Annotated in this window: 20 protein-coding genes and 3 pseudogenes; 16 read left to right on the top strand and 7 right to left on the bottom strand. The window is 40.7% G+C overall.

What is annotated here, in order from left to right; genetic code table 11:
- Positions 1 to 10: 10 nt before the first annotated feature.
- Together IYQ92_RS02895 and IYQ92_RS02890 are read right to left on the bottom strand one after the other, a co-directional pair.
- Positions 11 to 295 (bottom strand): DUF2316 family protein, encoded by a 285-nt coding sequence (locus IYQ92_RS02895; RefSeq protein WP_195675255.1) that lies wholly within the window; start codon positions 293 to 295, stop codon positions 11 to 13.
- Between the two features lie 10 nt (positions 296 to 305).
- Complete coding sequence (locus tag IYQ92_RS02890; RefSeq protein WP_195675254.1) at positions 306 to 722, bottom strand: MarR family winged helix-turn-helix transcriptional regulator; 417 nt, start codon at positions 720 to 722, stop codon at positions 306 to 308.
- A 124-nt stretch (positions 723 to 846) separates the two neighbouring features.
- Between IYQ92_RS02890 and IYQ92_RS02885 the strand changes: the two are divergent.
- From IYQ92_RS02885 to dltD, 9 genes and pseudogenes are all read left to right on the top strand, one after another.
- A pseudogene (locus tag IYQ92_RS02885) lies at positions 847 to 2,011 on the top strand (MFS transporter).
- A gap of 134 nt (positions 2,012 to 2,145) precedes the next feature.
- The gene (rpmH, locus tag IYQ92_RS02880; protein ID WP_000831903.1) at positions 2,146 to 2,280 is read left to right on the top strand and encodes a 50S ribosomal protein L34; all 135 of its coding nucleotides are present in this window, start codon (positions 2,146 to 2,148) and stop codon (positions 2,278 to 2,280) included.
- Between the two features lie 163 nt (positions 2,281 to 2,443).
- Positions 2,444 to 3,121, top strand: coding sequence for a response regulator transcription factor (locus tag IYQ92_RS02875; RefSeq protein WP_195675253.1), 678 nt, complete (start codon positions 2,444 to 2,446; stop codon positions 3,119 to 3,121).
- On the top strand, positions 3,118 to 4,287 hold the full coding sequence (locus tag IYQ92_RS02870; protein ID WP_195675252.1) for a sensor histidine kinase: 1,170 nt from the start codon (positions 3,118 to 3,120) through the stop codon (positions 4,285 to 4,287). Before IYQ92_RS02875 ends, IYQ92_RS02870 begins: the two co-directional genes overlap by 4 nt.
- Positions 4,288 to 4,301: 14 nt before the next feature.
- Positions 4,302 to 4,424 carry a teichoic acid D-Ala incorporation-associated protein DltX gene (locus IYQ92_RS02865; protein WP_195675251.1) on the top strand — a complete coding sequence of 41 codons (123 nt, stop codon included), beginning with the start codon at positions 4,302 to 4,304 and terminating at the stop codon, positions 4,422 to 4,424.
- Positions 4,425 to 4,435: 11 nt separating this feature from the next.
- Positions 4,436 to 5,971: a D-alanine--poly(phosphoribitol) ligase subunit DltA gene (gene dltA / locus IYQ92_RS02860; protein ID WP_195675250.1), complete on the top strand. Its 1,536-nt coding sequence runs from the start codon at positions 4,436 to 4,438 to the stop codon at positions 5,969 to 5,971.
- Positions 5,971 to 7,224, top strand: coding sequence for a D-alanyl-lipoteichoic acid biosynthesis protein DltB (gene dltB / locus IYQ92_RS02855; RefSeq protein WP_195675249.1), 1,254 nt, complete (start codon positions 5,971 to 5,973; stop codon positions 7,222 to 7,224). Before dltA ends, dltB begins: the two co-directional genes overlap by 1 nt.
- 220 nt (positions 7,225 to 7,444) lie before the next feature.
- Entirely contained in the window at positions 7,445 to 7,684 is a 240-nt protein-coding gene (gene dltC, locus IYQ92_RS02850; RefSeq protein WP_195675248.1) for a D-alanine--poly(phosphoribitol) ligase subunit DltC, read from the top strand.
- The gene (dltD, locus tag IYQ92_RS02845; RefSeq protein WP_195675247.1) at positions 7,677 to 8,945 is read left to right on the top strand and encodes a D-alanyl-lipoteichoic acid biosynthesis protein DltD; all 1,269 of its coding nucleotides are present in this window, start codon (positions 7,677 to 7,679) and stop codon (positions 8,943 to 8,945) included. The genes dltC and dltD overlap by 8 nt, the downstream gene beginning before the upstream one ends.
- Before the next feature lie 347 nt (positions 8,946 to 9,292).
- Here the strand turns inward: dltD and IYQ92_RS02840 are convergent, their stop codons facing one another.
- Positions 9,293 to 10,156, bottom strand: coding sequence for an IS982 family transposase (locus IYQ92_RS02840; RefSeq protein ID WP_195675246.1), 864 nt, complete (start codon positions 10,154 to 10,156; stop codon positions 9,293 to 9,295).
- Between the two features lie 323 nt (positions 10,157 to 10,479).
- On the opposite strand from IYQ92_RS02840, the pseudogene IYQ92_RS02835 reads away from it, so the two are divergent.
- The 4 genes and pseudogenes from IYQ92_RS02835 to IYQ92_RS02820 form a co-directional block, all read left to right on the top strand.
- Positions 10,480 to 11,100, top strand: a pseudogene (locus IYQ92_RS02835) (IS982 family transposase); the annotation flags it as partial.
- Between the two features lie 65 nt (positions 11,101 to 11,165).
- Complete coding sequence (locus IYQ92_RS02830; RefSeq protein ID WP_195675245.1) at positions 11,166 to 15,101, top strand: Cna B-type domain-containing protein; 3,936 nt, start codon at positions 11,166 to 11,168, stop codon at positions 15,099 to 15,101.
- Position 15,102: 1 nt separating this feature from the next.
- Complete coding sequence (locus IYQ92_RS02825) at positions 15,103 to 16,569, top strand: SpaH/EbpB family LPXTG-anchored major pilin (RefSeq protein ID WP_195675244.1); 1,467 nt, start codon at positions 15,103 to 15,105, stop codon at positions 16,567 to 16,569.
- Between the two features lie 102 nt (positions 16,570 to 16,671).
- Complete coding sequence (locus IYQ92_RS02820; RefSeq protein WP_195675243.1) at positions 16,672 to 17,661, top strand: Cna B-type domain-containing protein; 990 nt, start codon at positions 16,672 to 16,674, stop codon at positions 17,659 to 17,661.
- Positions 17,662 to 17,665: 4 nt separating this feature from the next.
- Here IYQ92_RS02820 and IYQ92_RS02815 read toward each other — a convergent pair whose 3' ends face one another.
- From IYQ92_RS02815 to IYQ92_RS02805, 3 genes are read right to left on the bottom strand one after another with little or no spacing between them, the layout of a single operon-like run.
- Positions 17,666 to 18,511, bottom strand: coding sequence for a class C sortase (locus tag IYQ92_RS02815; RefSeq protein ID WP_195675242.1), 846 nt, complete (start codon positions 18,509 to 18,511; stop codon positions 17,666 to 17,668).
- Positions 18,508 to 19,362 (bottom strand): class C sortase, encoded by an 855-nt coding sequence (locus IYQ92_RS02810; protein ID WP_195675241.1) that lies wholly within the window; start codon positions 19,360 to 19,362, stop codon positions 18,508 to 18,510. Before IYQ92_RS02810 ends, IYQ92_RS02815 begins: the two co-directional genes overlap by 4 nt.
- An 11-nt stretch (positions 19,363 to 19,373) precedes the next feature.
- Positions 19,374 to 20,192, bottom strand: a complete 819-nt coding sequence (locus IYQ92_RS02805; protein WP_195675240.1) for a class C sortase — start codon at positions 20,190 to 20,192, stop codon at positions 19,374 to 19,376.
- Between the two features lie 188 nt (positions 20,193 to 20,380).
- On the opposite strand from IYQ92_RS02805, the gene IYQ92_RS02800 reads away from it, so the two are divergent.
- Both IYQ92_RS02800 and IYQ92_RS02795 read left to right on the top strand, forming a co-directional pair.
- A complete protein-coding gene (locus IYQ92_RS02800; RefSeq protein ID WP_195675239.1) occupies positions 20,381 to 20,818 on the top strand; it encodes a CoA-binding protein in 438 nt (145 codons plus the stop codon).
- On the top strand, positions 20,818 to 21,312 hold the full coding sequence (locus IYQ92_RS02795) for a kinase (protein ID WP_195675238.1): 495 nt from the start codon (positions 20,818 to 20,820) through the stop codon (positions 21,310 to 21,312). The genes IYQ92_RS02800 and IYQ92_RS02795 overlap by 1 nt, the downstream gene beginning before the upstream one ends.
- Here IYQ92_RS02795 and IYQ92_RS10190 read toward each other — a convergent pair.
- Positions 21,294 to 21,878: a DUF975 family protein gene (locus tag IYQ92_RS10190; protein WP_324253052.1), complete on the bottom strand. Its 585-nt coding sequence runs from the start codon at positions 21,876 to 21,878 to the stop codon at positions 21,294 to 21,296. The two genes, IYQ92_RS02795 and IYQ92_RS10190, sit on opposite strands and share 19 nt — an antisense overlap.
- Before the next feature lie 333 nt (positions 21,879 to 22,211).
- Between IYQ92_RS10190 and IYQ92_RS02785 the strand changes: the two are divergent.
- Positions 22,212 to 22,442, top strand: a pseudogene (locus IYQ92_RS02785) (IS982 family transposase); the annotation flags it as partial.
- Positions 22,443 to 22,567: the final 125 nt, after the last annotated feature.

Genomic DNA, 22,567 nt, shown 5'->3' with positions numbered 1-22,567 from the left:
AGACCTCCTTTTAATTGCGCCAAGGCTTGTCATAAGCAAACCAACGATTGGCAGAATGGTCCGCCAATCGGCTGAAAGGATAACCCTCCTTGCCTTCCTTAATCAGCATTTCTTCCAGATAGTCACGGACCATCCAAACGTCACCAGGGTTGTCACCCTTGACCGAAAGAACGGCTTTGAGTTCTCTGGCTGACAACTCTGTATCAGCTAAGACGCGCGCCTGGTCGTAGCCCAAACGGCGGTAGTTTTCTTGAAGTTCGTGTGCAGTGTTGATGGTTTCTTGTCTTGTAAGCATAGTGTCTCCTTTAGTTTTTGAGTAATTGGCTGAGCAGATGATTCAGCTGTTCCTGCTCTTCTTGGTTTAGATTTTTTAAGAGCGTTTGGTCAATAGCAGCGCCAAGGTTTAATAAGTCCTCCTTGATAGCCAAGAATTTTTCCGTTAGACCGATGACCTTACTACGACCGTCATTAGGATTTTTAACCCGAACAATCAGGTCTTTTTTCTCCATATTCTGGAGAAGCCCCGTCACCGTCGGATTAGTCATGTAAAAATAATGCTCCAAGTCTCTTTGAGTAACGGTTAGTTCTGGCTGTCTAAAAAGGTATTTCAACAGTTTAAACTGGCTATTGCTAATCTTGTAGGGTTCCAAAAAACGATTAGCCGTTTTGTCGTACTCCAAAGAAGCTTTTTTAATTAGAATACTAGTCGGTATTGTTGTCATATGCGCTCCTTTTCAATAGTAATACAAATATAGCATAGGCTCCTATATATTTCAAGACCCTTGTCCGAAAGACTTATATTTCCCAGCAAGCTATGCTATAATGGATAATCGTTAAGAGAAATCTATGAAAAAACAGCCTTCTTGGTTTGTCGGTTTAGGGATTGTTGTGATTGGTTTGATTTTACGAATCCCTTTTACAACTATTCTGACCGTTTTATCAACCATTGCTGCAGACTTGAATGTGTCTGTTAGTTCGCTAGGAATGGTGACGACTATTCCTCTGCTCATGTTTGCCCTCTGCTCATCATTGGCACCGAGTGTCGCTAGAAAAGTCGGTTTGGAGCGCTTATTTGCTTTGATTTTACTAGTGATGACCCTTGGCTCTGCTATCCGTATCATCAATCTTCCCTTTCTCTATTTAGGGACATTGCTGATTGGTGGGTCAATTTCTTTCTTAAACGTTCTTTTGCCAAGTGCTGTGTCTGCTTATTTTCCAGATAAGATTGGACCTTTGACAACTGCCTATACCACTTCGATGGGAATTGCGTCAGCTCTTATGTCAACCATTGCGGTGCCGATGGTAAAAGTAACTTCTTGGCGATTTTTGATTATCTTTTTATCAGCGGGAATCTTGCTAGCCCTGCTCGTATGGTTGCCAAATCTAAGAAATCAAGAGCGTTTTGATGGCAAGGCAAAGCCTTTAGTTAGCTCCGTTTGGTCAAACAAGCGCGCTTGGATTATTTTGCTTTTTGGCGGTGCCCAGTCTCTACTCTTTTATACAGGAATGACTTGGCTACCCCACTATGGCGACAGAAGCAGGGCTCAATCAGACGACAGCAGGCTTGTTAGCAGGACTGTATTCCTTGATTGGTCTCCCCTTGTCTGTCTTGATTCCTACCTTGGTCACCAAGTTATCGCAAACCAAGCGCCAGTTGGTCATGCTCGGTTTCACACTTCTTGGCTTAGTAGGCGTTACGCTTTTACTTTTTCAAAGCTCGTCTGTCCTCTATTGGACTTTGGTTAACCTCTTGATTGGTGCGTCAGCTGGGGCACTTTTCCATTTCTTGATGGTGACTTTCAGTATGAAGACGGCTTCGCCTCAAGAAGCCGCGCAATTATCAGGAATGGTTCAGACGGGTGGTTACTTGTTGGCATCGGTAGGGCCAACTGCTTTTGGTCTAGCTTATTCTTGGTTTGGTTCATGGATGCCAGCGGTTGTCCTATGGATAGCGGTCACTCTGCTCATGGTCGTAACCCTTTATCAGCTCAATCGCTTTGACAACATCTAAACCGAGCGCCAGCCAATTTCTAAAAGAAAATCTTGACAAGATATGCCAGTTGTTATAGAATAGTATGGTATGTTTAGTAACTGATCAAAATAGCCGGCTAAACGAATACGAAAATCTATCAGGAGGTATTCAACGTGAAACGTACTTATCAACCAAGTAAAATCCGTCGTCAACGTAAACACGGATTCCGTCACCGTATGTCTACTAAAAACGGACGTCGTGTTCTTGCATCACGTCGCCGTAAAGGACGTAAAGTGTTGTCAGCTTAATCTAACAACGATATGATAAAAACTAACAGGTACTCGAGTCTGTTGGTTTTTTTGTTGTCAAAGAGACAAGTGCAGAAAATCATTTTTAAAAAAACTTTAAAAAATTTCAATCTTATTTCAATCTTTTTAGCATAAACTATATGACAGGAAGGAATTGGTCGTCATGAAAGTTCTAGTTATTGAAGACGAGAAGAGCATAGCGGAGGCCATTCAGGCTATCCTTGAAAATGCTGGCTATGAAGCTGATTTGGCTTTTGATGGCGAATATGGTCTAGATTGTATCTTGACTGGCATTTACGATGTGATTCTCTTGGACTTGATGTTGCCAAAGCTAGATGGCATCTCTGTCCTCAAGCGTAGCCGTCACATGGGGAATGACACGCCTATTATTTGTTTGACAGCCAAGTCTCAACTTGATGATAAGGTGCTTGGCCTTGATCAAGGCGCTAATGATTATATTACTAAGCCTTTTGAGGCGGAAGAATTGCTGGCGCGGATTCGTGTACAAAGTCGTCAGTCAACTACGGTTCAAGCCAATCATTTACAGATGGGCAATCTTATCTTGGATCTTGATAGCCGAGAATTAAAATCGCCAACGCGCCACATTTCCCTATCCAATAAAGAATTTTTACTTCTGGAAACCTTCCTTCGCAATCCAAATCAGATCTTGTCCAAAGATCAGCTGATTGTCAAGGTTTGGGGACCGCTCAACGAAGCAGAGTACAATCAATTAGAAGTGTTTGTCACATTTTTACGAAAAAAATTGCGATTTCTAGAGGCTAATCTAGAAATCAAAGCCACTCGCGGAGCTGGTTATTCTATTCGGGAGGTAAGTTCATGATTACACACCTGCGCAAGCAATTTGTCGTCATCACCATGTCTCTCTTAACCGTTGTCGTTGCCTTTCTCTTTGCGCTGAGCAATTATTATGGCAAGTACTGGGATGATTTTAACGATTACCGCTTGGTCAAGATGGTGGCACAAAATGATTATATGACCATCCCTAACGATGAGACCATCGCGCTAGCCTCCATTTCTTCAGATAAGGATATAGCTATTCAAGTGAATAACACCTATCTGTCAAATGATGATGTGGAAAGTCTCGTCACTAAAATGGTTAAGAAGGGGAAGAAGAAACGTCAGTTGGATGGCTACACCTATGCCATTAAGGAAACCAAGGATGGTCAGATGACGGTTGCCTTCATTGACAGCGACCAGTTTGGCAATACCTTTGACCAGCTGTTGGTTGAAGTGTCCTTTACGATTTTTGGTTTCTTGCTGTTGACAGGTGTCAGTCTTTATCTATCTCGCTTTATTGTCAAACCTGCTCAGAATGCACTTGAGCGTGAGAAACAATTTGTCTCAGATGCCAGCCATGAATTGAAGACACCGATTGCTGCCATTCGCGCCAATGCTCAAGTTTTGAAGAGCGAAGGTCAGGACAGCCGCTACTTGGAGCACATCTTATCAGAATCCAAACGCATGGAAGGTCTCGTTCAACAACTGCTGGGATTGACACGCCTAGAGACGGGCACTGCCAAGGCAGAAAAGACGGTTATAAACCTGTCAGAGGTTTTGGAGGAAATGTTGCTGAATTACGAAAGCCTAGCTTTTGAAGATGGCAAGATGATTTCAGAAACCATTGAAAATAACATCACTATTCAGGCTAACGAAGGTCAGGTCAAGCAGTTGATTGCAATCTTGCTGGATAATGCCATTAAGCATTCCAGTGATGCCAGTCAGATTACAGTGGACTTGAAGCAGGAGAAGAAAAAAGTTCTGCTGACGGTCGCAAATGCTTCGGAAGTTTATCCTGAGCACATCATGCCCCACCTCTTTAACCGATTCTACCAAGCAGAATCATCTCATCACCAGTCAGAAAGTTTTGGTTTGGGCTTATCTATCGCAAAAGCCATCACTGCTAATGAAAAAGGGACCATTACCATCACTCAGCAAGATGGTCAATTCATCATCCAAATCGCACTACCTGCTTACCAAGTACACTAATAAAGGAGTTTCTTATGAATGACCGTTGGAAATTCATCCTACAAACCCTAGCTTATTTTATTATTTTTATGATTTTACTTTACTGTTATAGTTATCTAGGTCGAGGACAAGGTAACTTCATCTACAACGAATTTTAGGAAGGATTGATATGTTGAAAGATATGATTGAACGAATTGAGTATTTTGCTAAAACTCAAGCTGATTTCCCTGTTTATAATATTTTAGGTGAGGAGCACACTTACGGTGACCTCAAGGCTGATTCTGATGCCTTTGCAAGTTACATTGACAGCATGGGACTTCCTGAAAAATCACCAGTCCTTGTCTTTGGCGGACAAGAGTACGAAATGCTTGCGACCTTTGTTGGTCTGACCAAGTCAGGACACGCCTATATCCCGGTTGACCAGCATTCAGCTCTTGACCGTATTGAAGCTATTGTAGAAATTGCAGAGCCAAGCTTGATTGTGGCTATTGGTGACTTCCCACTTGATGATGTGACTTGTCCAGTCTTGACTCTCAAAGAAGCGCAATCCATTTTCCAAGAAAAAGTCAGCTATGAACTCACTCACCCTGTCAAAGGTGACGACAATTACTACATCATTTTCACTTCTGGAACGACTGGTAAGCCTAAGGGAGTGCAGATTTCGCATGACAACCTTTTGAGCTTTACTGACTGGATGATTACAGATAAGGAATTTGCGGTGCCAGAACGTCCGCAGATGTTGGCGCAGCCACCGTATTCATTTGACTTGTCTGTTATGTACTGGGCACCAACCTTGGCGATGGGTGGAACACTTTTCGCGCTTCCGAAAGAAGTTATCGGTGATTTCAAAAAACTCTTTGCAACGATTTTGACCTTGCCAATCGGTATCTGGACCTCAACACCATCCTTTGCAGACATGGCGCTCTTGTCACCAGATTTTAATGCTGAAAATCTGCCACATTTGACCCATTTCTACTTTGATGGGGAAGAATTGACGGTCAAGACAGCTCAAAAATTGCGCCAGCGTTTCCCACAGGCTCGCATTATCAATGCCTACGGTCCGACGGAAGCGACAGTTGCCTTATCAGCGGTAGCTGTGACAGATGACATGTTAGCAACTTGCACGCGACTCCCTATCGGTTATACCAAGGCTGACTCACCGACCTTTGTCATCGACGAAGACGGCAATATTCTTCCAAATGGCGAACAAGGTGAAATCATCGTATCTGGCCCTGCCGTTTCCAAAGGCTACCTTAACAACCCTGAGAAAACTGCCGAAGCCTTCTTCGAGTTTCAAGGGTTGCCAGCCTATCACACGGGTGATGTGGGTCGCATGACTGATGAGGGCTTGCTTCTCTACGGTGGTCGTATGGACTTCCAGATTAAGTTTAATGGTTTCCGCATCGAACTAGAAGATGTGTCACAAAACTTGAACAAGTCACGTTATGTTAAGTCAGCTGTGGCAGTGCCTCGTTACAATAAGGACCATAAAGTGCAGAACCTCTTGGCCTACGTCGTATTGAAAGAGGGAGTGGCTGACCAGTTTGAGCGTGAGCTTGATATTACCAAGGCCATCAAAGAAGATTTGAAGGATATCATGATGGACTACATGATGCCATCCAAGTTCTTCTATCGCGAAGACCTGCCATTGACACTAAATGGAAAAATCGATATCAAGGGCTTGATGAATGAGGTGAATGGCTAATGCAAGCATTCTTTGCCCATCTGCCTCACTTGGCAGCCTACGGGAATCCGCAGTATTTTGGCTACCTCTTGTTAGGGGTCTTGCCCATATTTATCGGACTTTTCTTTAAAAGACGCTTTCCGATTTATGAAGCAGTTTTTAGTCTAGTCTTCGTCGTCTTGATGCTGACGGGGAAAAATACCCACCAGCTGACATCGCTCTTGGTCTTTGTTATTTGGCAGATTGTCCTCATTTGGACTTATAAGTTTTACCGAGCTAAGGCAAATCAAAGTTGGGTATTCTATCTGTGGACTTTCCTATCGATTTTCCCCTTAGCCTTGGTTAAGGTAACACCAGCCATTCAAGGACACAATTCACTCTTTGGTTTCTTGGGAATTTCCTACATCACCTTCCGAACGGTTGGTATGATTGTGGAACTAAGAGATGGCACGCTTAAAGACTTTACCTTATGGGAATGCTTGCGATTCTTGCTCTTCCTGCCAACCTTTACCAGTGGTCCCATTGACCGTTTTAGACGTTTTAACGAAGACTACAATAACATTCCAGACCGCGATGAGCTTTTAAATATGCTAGAACAGGCTGTTCATTACATCATGTTAGGCTTTGTTTACAAGTTTGTCATTTCTTACATTTTTGGCCAAGTTTGGATGCCTAGTTTGAAAGAAGCTGCGCTGGAGCAAGGTGGCTGGATGAACTTGCCGACAATTGGTGTCATGTATACTTTCGGTTTTGACCTTTTCTTTGACTTTGCCGGTTATTCTATGTTTGCGCTAGCTATTTCCAACCTCATGGGAATTAAGAGCCCAATCAACTTTGATAAACCCTTTAAATCTCGAGACTTGAAGGAATTTTGGAATCGTTGGCATATGAGTTTGTCCTTCTGGTTCCGAGACTTTGTCTTTATGAGATTGGTGAAACTGCTGGTTAAACACAAGGTTTTCAAAAATCGTAACACCACATCAAGCGTCGCTTACATCATTAACATGCTAGTCATGGGATTCTGGCATGGGGTGACCTGGTATTATATCGCCTACGGACTTTTCCATGGGGTTGGTCTTGTCATCAATGACGCTTGGACACGCAAGAAGAAAACAATCAACAAGGAACGCAAAAAAGCAGGTCAAGAACCCCTACCAGACAACAACTGGACAAAGGCCTTGGGAATCTTCATCACCTTCAATGTGGTCATGGTTTCCTTCCTCCTCTTCTCAGGCTTCCTAGACCAACTCTGGTTCCCAAAAGTACCTAAGTAGAGATTTATAGTAAATAAAATAACCGACTAGCGAACGAAGTGAGCACAAACAAAATACTTTTCGCCATGGTGGGCTACTTATTGGAGCTTGCTCCAATAAGTACAGAAATTTTGAGACTTCGGCTCAAAATTTAGCAATGAGATTCCGTCAGGAGGCTGCTTGCGTCCGCACCATCTAAGAAAAGTATGCAAAAAAATAATTAAACAGGAGAAAAACAAAAATGGACATTAAAGCAGAAGTATTAGAAATTATTGACGACCTTTTCATGGAAGACGTTTCAGGCATGATGGATGAAGATTTGTTTGATGCTGGTGTGCTTGACAGCATGGGAACAGTTGAACTCATCGTTGAATTGGAAGGTCACTTTGACATCAACATCCCAGTGTCAGAATTTGGTCGCGATGACTGGAACACAGCTAACAAAATCATCGAAGGTGTAACGGAGCTTCGCAATGCGTAAACGTCTCTGGCAGATTTTGGGACCAGTCGTCTGCGCAGCACTTCTAGTGGTCCCAGTGCTTGCCTTAACACCGACAAGCATTCAGCATAAGTTAAAAACGGAGAAGTCAGATGCCGTCTCTCTTTCTAAGCAAGTTTTTAAAAGTAAACTGAAAAAAGAGCGTGCGCTCACTGACAACAAGCAAAACTTTGTGCCTTTCTTTGGTTCTAGCGAATGGTCGCGTATGGATGCCTTTCACCCGTCAGTCCTAGCAGAAGCCTACAACCGTAACTACACGCCATTTCTTTTGGGGCAAAAGGGTGCAGCTTCTATGACGCATTTTTTCAGTATGAATCAGGTGTCGTCAGCTATGCAGAATAAGAAAGCTATCTATTTTGTATCACCGCAATGGTTTACCAAGGCGGGTGCTAATAAAGGCGCCTTCCAGTCTTACTTTAGTAATGGAGAACTGGTCGCCTTCTTGAAGTCAGCTACTAGCTCTGCCTATGACCGCTATGCGGCCAAACGCCTTTTGAAACTTTATCCTCAGGTTCCTCTTAAGGGAATGGTGAAAAAAATTGCTAAGGGTCAGGCCTTGTCAAGCCTTGATAAAGCGCAGTTATCCTTCCAGTCAAGCTTGATTGCCAAGGAAGATAGTTTGTTTGATAAATTCTCAGTCAGCCTCTCTTATAAGAGTAAAATTGGCAACCAAGCAGCCTCTCTACCCAAGCAGTTTTCATACGATAGCTTGATGCAACTGGCGACAGCCCAAGGTAAGAAAGAGTCAAGCAATAATCGCTTTGGAATCAAGAATGATTTTTACAGTCGCCGTGTGGCAAGCAACCTGACGAAATTGGCTGATTCGCAAAAGCAATTTAACTACCTTTCTTCTTCGGAATATAGCGATTTGCAGCTGGTTCTCAAGGAATTTGCCAAGAACAATACCAATGTTCTCTTTGTCATTCCGCCTGTCAATAGCAAGTGGGCGTCCTATACAGGCCTCAGCCAAAGCATGTACCGAAAAGCGGTGGCTAAGATTAAGTATCAATTGCAGAGCCAAGGCTTCACCCACATTGCTGACTTGTCAGAAGAAGGGGATAAGTCTTACTTCATGCAAGATACCATCCACCTCGGCTGGAACGGCTGGCTAGCTATGGACAAATATGTCAATCCATTCCTGTCTAACAAGCAAACTACACCAACTTACACTATTAACGATCAGTTTCTCGATAAAACTTGGGCAAAATACACCGGTCAACCAGAAGCTTTTACACAAAAGTAAGACTAGATGGGGACATTTAGCATTAGATGACAGCCAAACAGGTCAAACTTGTTTGGTTTTTTCTTTACTGTCGTAAAGCTTTATAGAAAGTTATGGTTTAAAGGGGTGACGATAAGAAATATCAGTGCTAAAACAATCTGATTCCCTATCAGAATCTTAATATAAAAGATGTTTATGGGTGATATATCCGTCATTATAAAAGGAATAAGACAGCTAGTAGTAATATTTTGATGATGTTTATCGAAATAAGAAGATGTTGAGATAAAATGCTATTGGTGATTATAATTTTATAGTATTCAATTTTAAGGAGAATAAAATATTAAAAAATATATCGAATACCCGTGGTGCTAGTTAATTTCAAAATATCTTAAATTATAAGCTAATACGATTTGCTCTATCCTCAATTGTAATCCTGTTTTTCCTCTAGCTAGTGTTTGTTCCATATCGAAAAGCGTACAAAGTTCTGAAAAACGTGTCTCAATAGTCCTTCTCATAGCCATCAGTTTCCAATGATTATGTTGCTTAGCCCCTGCCATATTTTGACGCAAGGGAGTCCAATGATGATAACCTTTTTGCTCCAAACTATTTCTAAGCTCGCGACTAAGATAGCCCAAATCAGCCAAAATGTAAGAGTGATGGCAGTTTTCCAGTAAGTCCTCAACGGCTCTAATATCGTGAACAGATGCTGGTGTCACAAGATAGTTCAGAATATAGCCTGATAGGGTGACCAGCATATGAACTTTGAACCCATAGAACCATAGATTCTTGGAGGCATTATAACCAATGTCTGCCAAGCCATTAAAAATACGTGTTCTATAATTACGGACAGGTTGACAAAGTGGTAAGGGAAAACTATCTATGATAACAATGGTATCAGGAGAGATTTGGGTATTCATTGCTTGTCTGATGAGTTGAACTAACCAAATTATCTGTCGTGCCCGCCGGTTAAAACGACTTCTTTCAAGGAGATGACCACAAGGAAAGAGTTGACAGATACGATAGAAATGACGTTGTGACTTAATGCCTAGTTCAGCTTGCAAGAGAAGCAAGACTAATAGAGATTGGTCTGAAACCTTGGATAGGTTAACCTTTCGACGATGTTTGAAAGATTCAGGACAGTAATTCCTATACAGCTGATGGCATATTTTTGATAATTGCTTCAAATTCCATTGTAAGTGATGGGATTTAGCGGTATACTGTAAGTGGCTCATTGGGACGTCCTCTCTGTTTGTTTAGTCACTTACAGTATAGTCCTTTTGGGCTTTTTATGGTATTCTGAAATTAACTAGCACCACGGGTAGATCCATAAGTAGGAACTGTTTGGGTGTTTTTCTTATCATAAGGTAAGTATGATGACTTTAGCGTTACTAATATGACGAAATGTGAACAAAAGACCCCTGTTTTTTTTTCATTGATATCTTGAAATTGTTTCCGTTTTAATGTATACTTAATATAGTAATTTTTTAATTTGAAAGATCTAATTATTTTCTGTAAGTATTTGTTGCACAGACTTGCATATTTTAAAGAGCCAGAGTTAGAGTTAACTGTTTTGTTAAGGGAGGCGAGTCTACAAAATATTTGTCGCAAAAAAATTAATGAATTAGAAATGAATAACCAAATCTCTCCTGATACCATTGTTATCATAGATAGTTTTCCCTTACCACTATGCCAACCAGTCCGTAACTATAGAACACGTATTTTTAATGGCTTGGCAGACATTGGTTATAATGCCTCCAAGAATCTATGGTTCTATGGGTTCAAAGTTCATATGCTGGTCACCCTATCAGGCTATATTCTGAACTATCTTGTGACCCCAGCATCTGTTCACGATATTAGAGCCGTTGAGGACTTACTGGAAATTTGCCGACAAGCTTATATTTTGGCAGACTTAGGCTACCTCAGTAGGGATCTTAAAGATCATTTGGTTCAAAAAGGCTATCATCTATGGACTCCTTTACGTCGAAACATGGCAGGAGCTAAGCAACATAATCATTGGAAACTAATGGCTATGAGGAAGACTATTGAGACACGTTTTTCAGAACTTTGTACCCTTTTCGATATGGAGCAAACACTAGCTAGAGCAAAAACAGGATTGCAATTGAGGATAGAGCAAATCGTATTAGCTTATAATTTAAGATATTTTGAAATTAACTAGCACCACGAGTATATATATATTAAATTTCGTCCGAAATGTGAAATAAATTTAGAAAAGGAGAGGCAATGAAGAAAAAAGGCAGTATATTTTTAGTTCTAATTCTACTTATGAACACAATTTTACAAGGAGTGAGTGGTGTTTCTCTTGCCTTCGCACAAGAACAGACCAGCCCGTCTTCTGCTCTGGTAAGTAATCCTGCTGAAACTGCCAAAAAAGAAGGCTCGGAAAGTACAAGTAGTGAAACTCAGAAAAGCACTGTCAATAAGAGTCAGGAAACCCCTAGTAGTTCTAGTCAAGAAAGTAGCAGCTCAACGAGTCAAACAACTCCAGCTGCGACTACATCAGAAGATGATGACGATGCATTACCACCAGGCCCTCCTCCTACACCGACGGCAACAGTTCCAACTGTCACGATAAAGCCAAATGCAAATACGGCTTATCGTACAGATGAACAGATTACCACTTATGTGGATATTGATGGAACTAGTTTAACCTCAGACATAGAAGAACCTTATCTAGATATTGAAATGCCAACCACTCTATATCAGGGCGGTAAGGTGCTGAACACAGATGCTTATCTAGATAACTTTACAGTTCCGACCGAAGGTATCACTCTAATCAAAAGTGCAGAAAAAGTAGTGGAAAATGGGAAGACGATTTATCGTATTCGTTTCAATTCCATTACATCAACAACCAAGATTAGCATACCTTATGTTTTTAGCTTTACAAACGGGTTAGTTCCAAAAGACTATAAGCTACAACCAAAGGTTACTCTTAAGAGTAAAGATGGCACAGTTTTATATACAGGCGATGATAAGGAGTATACTCCAACTTATCCAAATATGAACCTAACAAAGGTAGTTGCTACTAGTAGCGAAGATGGTCAGCTTCTCTACGGAGGAACAGCTAAGACAGAAGATCCGACTAGAATTTCTGAAACCGGTGCAGAGCCTATACCGTTCAGTTTCACATATCAAGTACAGGCAAATTCAGGTCAGCAGCGGATGATGAAAAAAGTCGTCATCAAGGATACGCTACCGACTTATACGAATAGTCAGGGTCAAAAGGTTACTGCTAAATTTGACCAAGCCCTTAATCCTGGCTGGACTTACGATAGTAGCACTGGCACAGTGACATATACAAAGGAATTCTTAGAAAGTGAATTTGATACGGACTTCCGTCACAATATTGACGTCAGTAAGGCTATGTTGTACCTATCTTTTCCAGATGCTAAGTACAAAGACGGCAACAACAAACCTAATTTTACAAATAAGGCGGATATCACAGCAACTCCTTTCAATCCATCGCCAAATGAAGAATATAAAAATAGTGACGATATAACTTTTAATCTCATTGCAGATGATTTCAGTGGGACGGGGCTTCTTTCCAAGAGGACAGAACACCAGACGGTGCAACACGATGTAGCTGGACTTTACGCACAGCGACTAGACTATACAGTCAAGGTAGAAAACAAGCTATCAAAACCGATGCAAGAGATCACTCTGGTTGAAGATGCCAGCAAGTTTGACTCAAGACTGTATTTCACTAGTGTTGATTCTTTCTTTGAAAGACAAGGCTCAAATAGTAAACCTATCAATGATAAGATGGAAATACGTGCCTATAAGAGCGATGGAACTTATGACACTTTTGCTCCGGGTGATCAAATTAATAAGGATGCACAAGACGAACTAAATACTGCGGCTGAAAAGATCCGAAATGGTGAGTTAACGGAAGCAGCAGTACCGGCGGTTACTCCAAAATATACTAAAATAACCATCCACTTTATTAAGGGCTATGAATTACCAGTTGGAAAGTACATTGATGGTTTCGTCTATATGGCTTTTAAAGACCCTTATCATGTTCCTTATTCTGCTGCAAAGGATATAAAAAATGTGGTCGGCCTTAAAGCTAAAGTGAAAAACTCTCAAAATCAAGATGTTCCAATTAATATATCCGATGAATGGAACAAACAGTTTGTACCATTTGTAGAAAAGATTCGTCTATCAAAGAATACAGATGGACAAACTTCAGGTATTGAGGGAGAATCAGTCTTCTTCCTATTGGGATTGAATTTTGAACAGCTTTCTAAAGCACGCTACCTAAAGAATCCAACGCTTGTTGATCTTCTTCCTAAAGGGGTTAGTATTGCACCAGGTGTAGACAAAACAAAAGCGGAAGATATGCTCGAAGCAATTGGGCTAGCAAATCTGGACATGATTGATAAATTTTCAGTCATTGAAAACTACAATGGTAGTGGTCGGACAGCAATCAAAATCAAATTAAAATCAGGTCTGGTAAAAGACTTAAATAACGGGACAGGTTATGCTTTCAAACTAAAGGGATTAAAAATCAATAGTGACATTATCCCTAGTAAGGCAGAGACCCCAACTTTCAATAACACGAATGAACTTTATTTCTACCAAGACAATGGTCAACCGTTCCCAGATGCCATTCATTCCGATTCAAACCAGATTGTGGATGACGAAAGAGACATCAATATGAATGGTGACACTAAGGACAAGGTCGTAAAGGCTACTTCAAAGGTTATAGGGAATGTAACAGAAAGTCTGCAGAGTGTTAAGATGATCCGTAGCACAGAACCACTGGTTGAAGGTGGGCATCAATATTATGGTCGAGACTTCAGTAAAGACGGTATTGAAACAGAGTACGGTGGGTTAACTTCCACTTCGGGACATTTCCAATATGACCTGCAAGTGCGAAATTACTACGATCGTGATCTGACAAGAGTAGAAATCTACGATGTTCTTCCTCATGTTGGAGACAGCGATCGAACGACAGCGGGTGGTGCCGAATCTGCCTTTTCAAACACCCTGACAGGCCCAATCACTGTGAAAGTCGGTGATGAAGATAAGACGGCAGATTTTGATATTTACTATCGAACGGATAAATATCCAACCATGAATGCTGACACAGAGGTAAATAGTTCACATTGGACAACAAGTCCAACCGACTACGAAAAAGTAACAGCAATCAAGATTGTTTCTAAACCAACAACGGTCATTCATAAGTACACCATTTTGCATGCAATCCTGAATATGAAAGCTCCGGCTTATGACAAGGATAATAATATTGGTGGCAAGACGGCTGTTAATACTTTCCAAGTAAAATACAATAACGATCCCCGATTTGGTGAATCTAATGTAGTTACCAATAAAGTCAACAAGCGGATTACCATTCCGGTTGAGAAGAAGTGGCGTGACTCTGAAACAACACATTCTAAAATAACGGCACAGCTCTACGCTACTTGGAAGGAAGATGGTGTTGTAAAAGAAGAGCTTAAAGAAGAAAAAGAGCTCTCTGGAAGCAATAACTGGAAAGATACCTTTAGTCCACTACCAGATGAAGAATCTGCCGCTAAATTATTACAAAAAGAAGCAGCAGAGAAGAAAATCACCGACTTTAAGTACGTGGTCAGAGAAAAGGTGATTCCGTCTGGATATGATGTCGACTATAGCGGTGACGCTCGGAATGGCTTTGTCATCACCAACACGAGGTATCCGTCAATCAAGATCCAGAAGCTCTGGTATGACAAGGACGGCAATCAGATTACAAATGACCAGCTACCTAAGAAACTAGAGGTTAAGTTGTATCGGACAACGGATGGACAAACTCAAAATGGGGAGCTTGTTGAAACGATTCAGTTAGAACGGACGGCAACTGCTCCATATCTCTGGGAAGCTACAAAACGCTACCCACCTAAGGATAAGACCACTGGTAAGTACTACACCTACTACATTGAAGAGGTTGTTCCACAAGGCTATCTAGAGACTAGTGACCCAAATCAAAAGAAAGTCACTTTCTCAGATTCCGAAATTAGTAAGTCACATACCTTAACCGTCAAGAATAAGGTCAATCCAGTTTATCCATCAACAGGTGGTTTGGGTATCTTACCATATCTCGTGCTAGGTATTATTTCATTATTTACGGCAGTAATTATATATTATATGCAAAAAACAAAAAGGTTTTTAGGAGGAAAATAATATGAAAAAACTTTCATATTTTCTATTCACTGCTCTTGCAGCCCTAGCGATGATTTTCTCATCATTAGGAACTGTAACAGCATTCGCAACAACAGAGCAAACTTATGACATTGTTTTGACTAAGGTCAAATTGTCAGAAGATAGTTTGAAGAACTTCCCTAAAGGTGAAGGAAAAGACTCTTACACTGGTGCTAAGTTAGACAGCGGCACTTACTTTGGTACAGAAGATACCCTTTCAGGAGTATTCTTCAAAGTTTACCAATACAGTGATTCTGCAGCAGATCATATCGGTGCAGCCGCACAAGGTACTGTCGTTGAAGGACAAACTGACTCTAAGGGTCAAATTACTTTTAAAGGTCTTAGAGAAGGTAAGTACATCATCGTTGAAGACAAGACAAAATCAACGATTGCTGGAAAAGAAGAACTTGCTAACTCAAAGGCTGTACCAGTTGTTGTTGAACTTCCAGTTTATAAAGCTGAAGGTGGAACATTTACAACTGGAGATAATGCCCTCTATGTTTATCCAAAGAATACAGTTGACAAACCAAGTATTGACAAAGTCGTTAGCGAAGATGCTAAACATGATACTGCTCTTATTGGTGAAACTAAGACCTTCAAGGTCACTTCTACAATGCCAGAAGGTATTAAAGACTATAAGAAGTTAACATTCACCGATAAATTCTCAGCAGGTTTGACTTACACAGGTAACCTTGTTGTCAAAAAAGGTGGCACTGTTGTAGATCCTTCTAACTATTCAACTGATGGTACAGCTGCAGTTGGTACCAAAGCAGCAGCAATCAGCATTGCCTTCAAAGAAGATTACATCAAAACATTAAATCCAAAAGATGTTATTACCATCACTTATGACGCAGTCATCAATGAAGAAGCAGTTATGGGTGCAGCCAACCCCAATGATGTTAAGTTGACTTATGGTACTAATCCAGATTTAACAAAAGAAGTTAAACCTAATGAAAAACCAGAACTCCACACTGGTGGTGCTAAGTTTGAAAAAGTTGACAAAGCGACATCAGCTAAACTTGCAGGGGCTAAGTTTGTTGTTACAAATGAAGCTGGCGACAAGTATTTGAAACAAACAGCTGCATCAGGAACAACTCCTGCTAAAAATGAGTGGGTTGCTAATAAAGCAGATGCAACTGTCTTCACTTCAGCAACTGATGGTACTTTTGAAGTTAAAGGTCTTCCTTATGGTAAAAAAGGAAATGACAACACCACTGGTGAAACTAATTACAATTTGGTCGAAGTTGAAGCACCAAAAGGTTACGCTTTGTTGCAACAACCAGTTGAGTTCACTATCTCATCAACAACTTACACTGGTAAAGTTAACCAAGTAAACAACAACAAAGTCACTATCCCACAAACGGGTGGTATCGGTTCAGCTCTCGTGATTGCAGCGGGTGTCTTGGTTGTTGGTTTAGGTTTCATTGCGAAACGTCGTTCAGCTAAGTAATAAAATGAAGAAGTAAGGACAATCCTTACCTCTTCACTAGGGTATTTAAAAGAGTTGAATATCCTAGTGAAGAGTGCAAGTGCTATGTTTTAGGAGGATACTATGACAAGAAAAAGAATATTGAGCAGTCTGCTATCCATACTTACGGTCATTGTTATTTTGGTAACTTTGCGGCCATTTACAACCGTCTCATCTCAGGAAAATCAAGCCTCATCAGATGCAACCTACGATATTGTGTTAACCTTGGTTAAGTTAAAAGATTTGAATGGTTGGCCTAAAGGTGGAGGAAAAGATAGCTATTCTGGACAGCCTTTAGACATTGAGAATTATTTTGGTAGTGGAGCTTCAACCATTGATGGCGTTGCCTTTGATATTCACAAGGATAAGGCGGATGGAGAGCTTGTTCAAACCAAGATAACTGAAAATGGCGGTCGGCTCATCTTTAGTGGTTTAAAGGCTGGGAAATACTATATTGTTGTCAATAAAGAAAAAACAAAGCTGGCAGGAAATCAGATGTTGGGTGATGCGACGCCTGTTCCATTAGAAGTGGAATTGCCTGTGACCAAACCCGACGGTAGCTATTTTACGGTAGGAAATGACGCTGTCCATGTCTATCCCAAACAGGTTTTAAAGCAGAGAGAAGACAAGACCAGCTTTAAAGTTCAGAAAGAATGGAAAGGTAAAAAGTTAAATAGTATCACTGTTCATCTCAAACAAAATGGGCAAGTCATTGATGAAATTGAGCTGAGTGACAGCAATAACTGGGAACATACCTTTATGAACTTGGAAAAAGCAGATGCGGCAGGGAAAGATTACACCTACACAGCTGAAGAAGATGTTCCTAATGGCTATACAGCGACTTATAAAAACATGACAGATAAAACTGGTATTGTGATTACCAATACTCTGGTGCCACCGACATCACCAAGAACACCGACATCACCAAGAACACCGACATCACCAAGAACACCGACATCACCAAGAACACCGATTATCAAAACGGGGACCTTAGCCATTTATTGGTTTTTAGGAATTGCAATCGTTTTAATCGGACTAGGATATAAGCTTTATAAAAGCGAGAAAAAACACTGATTCATCAGTGTTTTTTTATGATATTCCATAGTCGCTTGGTGAAAAAGAGAAAAATCGCTGTTCCGACAATCACAATCAAATAAGGGGTAAGCCTTTGTAATTTGAAACCAAGTTTGATATGTTGGTTGCTAACAAAGGAAATCAAGGGATTAGCAGATACGTTTTGCTTTTTTTCACTATCTGAAACAACTCTTTTTGCATTGACAAGGAGCCGTTTGTCATAGCTTGGTTCGTTCACACAGGTCATGAGTGTGACCATATCCTCGTTTTCAATCGGTTTGAGTTTTTCGCTTTCGTATTCATCGATGACCTCGCTATCGGTCACTTCGTATTCTAGATTTTTTCCAAGAATATAGAAATAAATTTTATCTCCTTTTTTGAGAGAGGGGAGAAAGTAGAAAGACATGCCATTATAATTAATTCTATGTCCTGCAATAATCGGTCGCTGCCCTTTTATACCCAGAGGAGCAGATGTTCCGACAAGGGTGGCTACTCCCTTTAGGAGTTTATCATAGTCGGCGTCAAGATAGAGGTCGAATTGTTGTCCCAAAGCAGGGATGCTCATGCGTCCGGCGACTTGATTGGTATCTAGCAGATCTGAGTAGGGCGTTTTTTGCTTGGTATCAGTATCTTTTTTTGTTAGGAAAATATCTTGGATAGCTCCGGTGACGGTGGTTTGTTCCACAGCTGTTCGTTGTTTTTGGAATGTTTTTTCGCTGGTCTGCTGATAGGTGCGCTGGGCACGAGATTGCCAAATGTCCTCTTTAATCATAGATAAAAAAGGAAAGAGGAAGAGCGCAATTCCAATTAATAGAAGGCTCAGCCCAAGTAATTGTTTTTTCTTTTTCATGAAAGTGATGTTTCTTTTCCTTTCTTTCTTAACATTTTAAAGAGCAGAAAGCCTATGAGTAGAAGGACGAGTCCAGCAGCAAGAAGGATAAACCATTTGTATTGGGCAAAAAAGTCAATTTTTGTTTTTTCCTTCTTTTCAGCTTCGTGGAAAGGAATGCGCTTGCCTTGAACGAGTAGGCGATGAGAATTGATCATATAAGGCGTGCAAGTCAAAAGAGTGGCACGATCTTCGCCCCCTTTAACCAGTATTGGTTTGAAATCAGTGGGCTCAACGGTTAAAATCTTATCCACCTGATAAGCCAAGGTTTCCTTGATATTAGTGATGTAAAAGACATCTCCAACCTTCACCTTATTCAGGTCAGTGAAAAGTCTGGCTGTGGGCAGTCCCCTGTGGGCGGTGATGACCGTATGGGTGCTAACTCCACCGACAGGGAGGCTAGTTCCTTCTAAGTGGCCTGCTCCATTTTGCAAGACATTCTCAGATGAACCTGCTCGGATGGGAATTTTTTGATTGATAGAAGGGATAGTGACATAGCCGATCTTTTCATGCAGTTGCAACATGCGAGCATATTCGGCTACACCTTCCTCTTTTTTTCTGCTTGAGAAAGAGTCTCCTATTTTTTCTGGGGACAAGGTGCTGTTATAGGCTTTAGCGAGTTCAATGCGTTTTTCAACATCTTGATCAACTAATTTACCTTTCTCGTCGTCAAATTGCTTTGTTTCCTGCATAGTCACATATTGGTAATAAATCTGACTGACAAAGGGATAACAGATCATCAAGCAACCCAGAATGGTAAGTATCTTATAGGTTAGTTGTAACCATTTTTTGTTTTTCTTTTTTCTTGACATGATAGTTCTTTCTATGCTTTTTTCGATTTCCACTTATTCCAAGCCAAAATAATGAAAATGAGGAATAGAATTGCGAAAACGACTAGATAAAGCGGTGGAATAGAGATATGACTAATCGGACTTTTCACTTTTTCTTCACTTGGTTTGTAAGGGATACGGTGGCCTCGCACAAGTAAACGGTGTGAATTGATCATATAAGGAGTACAAGTCAGCAAAGTCACATAGTCTTTGTCAGGTACGATATTTAAGGAATCAAATTGAGTCGGTTCAATCACCGTTATGGAATCAACCTCGTAGGCAAGTGTTTCAGCGATATTTTGAATGAAAAACTTATCACCCACCTTCATTTTATCCAAGTCAGTGAAAAGGCGGTTGTTAGGCAAGCCCGTGTGGGCAGTTAGAACAGTGTGGGTGTTCTGACCGCCAATCGGCAAACTGGTTCCTTCAAGGTGTCCCACCCCTTTTTGTAAAACTTCTTCGCTTGAACCGGCATAGATTGGTAAGTCAACATCAATTTTGGGAATGGAAATTCTACCTATTTTTTCATGAACCGTCAGCATTCGAGCATATTCTGCCTGCCCCTTAGCGTTTTCTTCTTTGGTATAGGGATCCGTTACTGTCAAATTTTGTAAAGAGCGGTTGTAAGCAGTAGCTAGTTTTATCCGTTCCGTCACGTCTTCAGAAGTTAATTTTTGTGCAGACGAATCAAAGTCCTTAACCTCTTGTTTGGTCTGGTAATTGTAATAAATTTGGCTAATAACAGGGTAACTGATGATGAGGATACCGGCTATAATCGTTAAGTTTGTCAATAAATTAAAAAATTTTTTCATTATATTCCTTTGATGTTAGCAGTTATTTTTGTCGCTGGTAAGATTATTATATTTTTATCTATTTAACCATTATATCATAGATAGCGGTTCTATTTGCTGATTCGTTACTAAAAAAATCCCAGCTCCAATCTTTACCTCCTTTTTCAAAAAATGCTATACTGGTCATAAGGAAATAAGTGAGGTGTTTTATGTACGAATTTCAAAATCCTAGTGATTACATGATTCAGACCTATTTGGAGACGAGTAAAGTGATTGCAGTAGTTGGACTTTCTGACCGCGAAGAAACGACTAGCAATCGTATTTCAAGGGTCATGCAGGAGCTGGGTTATCAGATCATTCCGGTCAATCCCAAGTTAGTGGGTCAAAAGATTTTAGGCGAGACGGCTTATGCGCGTTTACAAGATATTCCTGTTTCCGTGGATATTGTCAATGTCTTTCGGCGGAGCGAATTTTTACCGGGTGTGGCGCGTGATTTTATTGAGACAGATGCTAAGATTTTTTGGGCGCAGTTGGGACTTCAAAGTCAAGAGGCGGAAGAGCTTTTGAGGGTGGCAGGTTGTGATCATATCGTTATGAACCGTTGCATCAAGCGTGAGTACAATCGTCTGGTGAAGGAGATTGACTAATGGCGCAACTAGTCATCATTCGGGGGAATTCCGGCTCTGGGAAAACCAGCCTAGCTAAAAAATTACAAAATCATTTTGGTCGTGGGACGCTTGTGATTTCACAGGATCTTGTCCGGCGTGAGATGCTAAAGGAAAAGGGGGAACCAGATAACTTATCTATTTTTCTAACAGAAACGATTGCACATTATGGATACGGGCATGATTTGTTGGTTATTTTAGAAGGATTTTACGAAACGAATATTTACGGTGATATGCTAGAGTGCTTGCGTCGGCTTTTTGATAACAAGGTTTTAGCATATTACTACGACTTGTCTTTTGAGGAAACAGTTCGTCGGCATGCAACACGTTCAAAAGTAGCTGAATTTGGCCCTGCTGACATGAGGCGTTGGTGGCTTGACAAAGACGTTCTCGGTTGGAAAGAGGAAATCCTTTTTACAGATGACGTGACTTTGGAACAAGCTTTTGAGCAGATATGTCAGCAGATAGAACGATAAAAGAGGTTACAAAGTAACCTCTTTGTTTTATTGAACAACTGCATGATCCATTGTTGAATGATCATTGCTAGACTCAAGTGCAGGTTCCATTCTTTTGTTGAACGTAATTCTTCGTAAAAAACAGTTGCAGCAAGCGTCTGATAAGGAATAACATAAATTCCTACTAAACCTAAGGTCAGCCCGGTCAGGATATACCAACCGATAAAACTGAAATCCAATTTGAACCGTTTCCACTTGTAGCCTTTCATCAATGATTTACTTTCGTGAATAACTCCAAGCGGCCCTGCATAACGTCCCTCGGCAATCTGATCGTAAAGTACCCACTCTGTTTGAGAATAAGCATAACATTTAGGCAGGTAGATAGATAACCCAATAATGGCGAACGGAATACTAACAACAATTGCAATGATTGCTACGGCAAGCAACCCGTTGCTGAAAAGGTAATCGCTGTTAAATGTATTAGGGAGTTGATCAAAAGATTGGCTGACTATGCTGCCCCAGTATTCAATTCCGCCATTGATTGCTACAATAAACCACATCAATACATAGATGAATACTCCAACGATAAAAACTGTGATAGACAGTGTCCATATTAAGCGCCACAGGAAAAGTAGGAGTGATTGACAAGCACTGTTACAAAGACTTTCCCGATTAAATCACTTTGAAAGCCACGAAGAGAGTCCTTAAAGCTGACAATTTCTGTTTGCTTACGAACAAGCTCAATTGTTCGTAAAATAATAGATGCCAGTGCAATCGCCAGAATAAAACTGATAACAAGAGAAAGACTAGTGGTTCTAAAAAAACAAAGTATACCCGTGGTGCTAGTTAATTTCAGAATACCATAAAAAGCCCAAAAGGACTATACTGTAAGTGACTAAACAAACAGAGAGGACGTCCCAATGAGCCACTTACAGTATACCGCTAAATCCTATCACTTACAATGGAATATTAAGCAATTATCAAAAATATGCCATCAGCTGTATAGGAATTACTGTCCTGAATCTTTCAAACATCGTCGAAATGTTAACCTATCTAAGGTTTCAGACCAATCTCTATTAGTCTTGCTTCTCTTGCAAGTTGAACTAGGCATTAAGTCACAACGTCATTTCTATCGCATCTGTCAATTCTGGCTCTATAATTTCTGTAGTGGGTAAATCTACTACGGAGATTATGGAGCTTTTTCAGTGTATCAAAAAAGCTCCATAAGACTTATAATGAAAAGCGACTAAACAACTCATTAGGAAGACCTTATGGA

It is taken from the genome of Streptococcus sp. HF-1907 (assembly GCF_015594605.1).
Classification (GTDB): Bacteria; Bacillota; Bacilli; order Lactobacillales; family Streptococcaceae; genus Streptococcus.
This window is presented reverse-complemented; position numbering and strand designations above follow the sequence as displayed.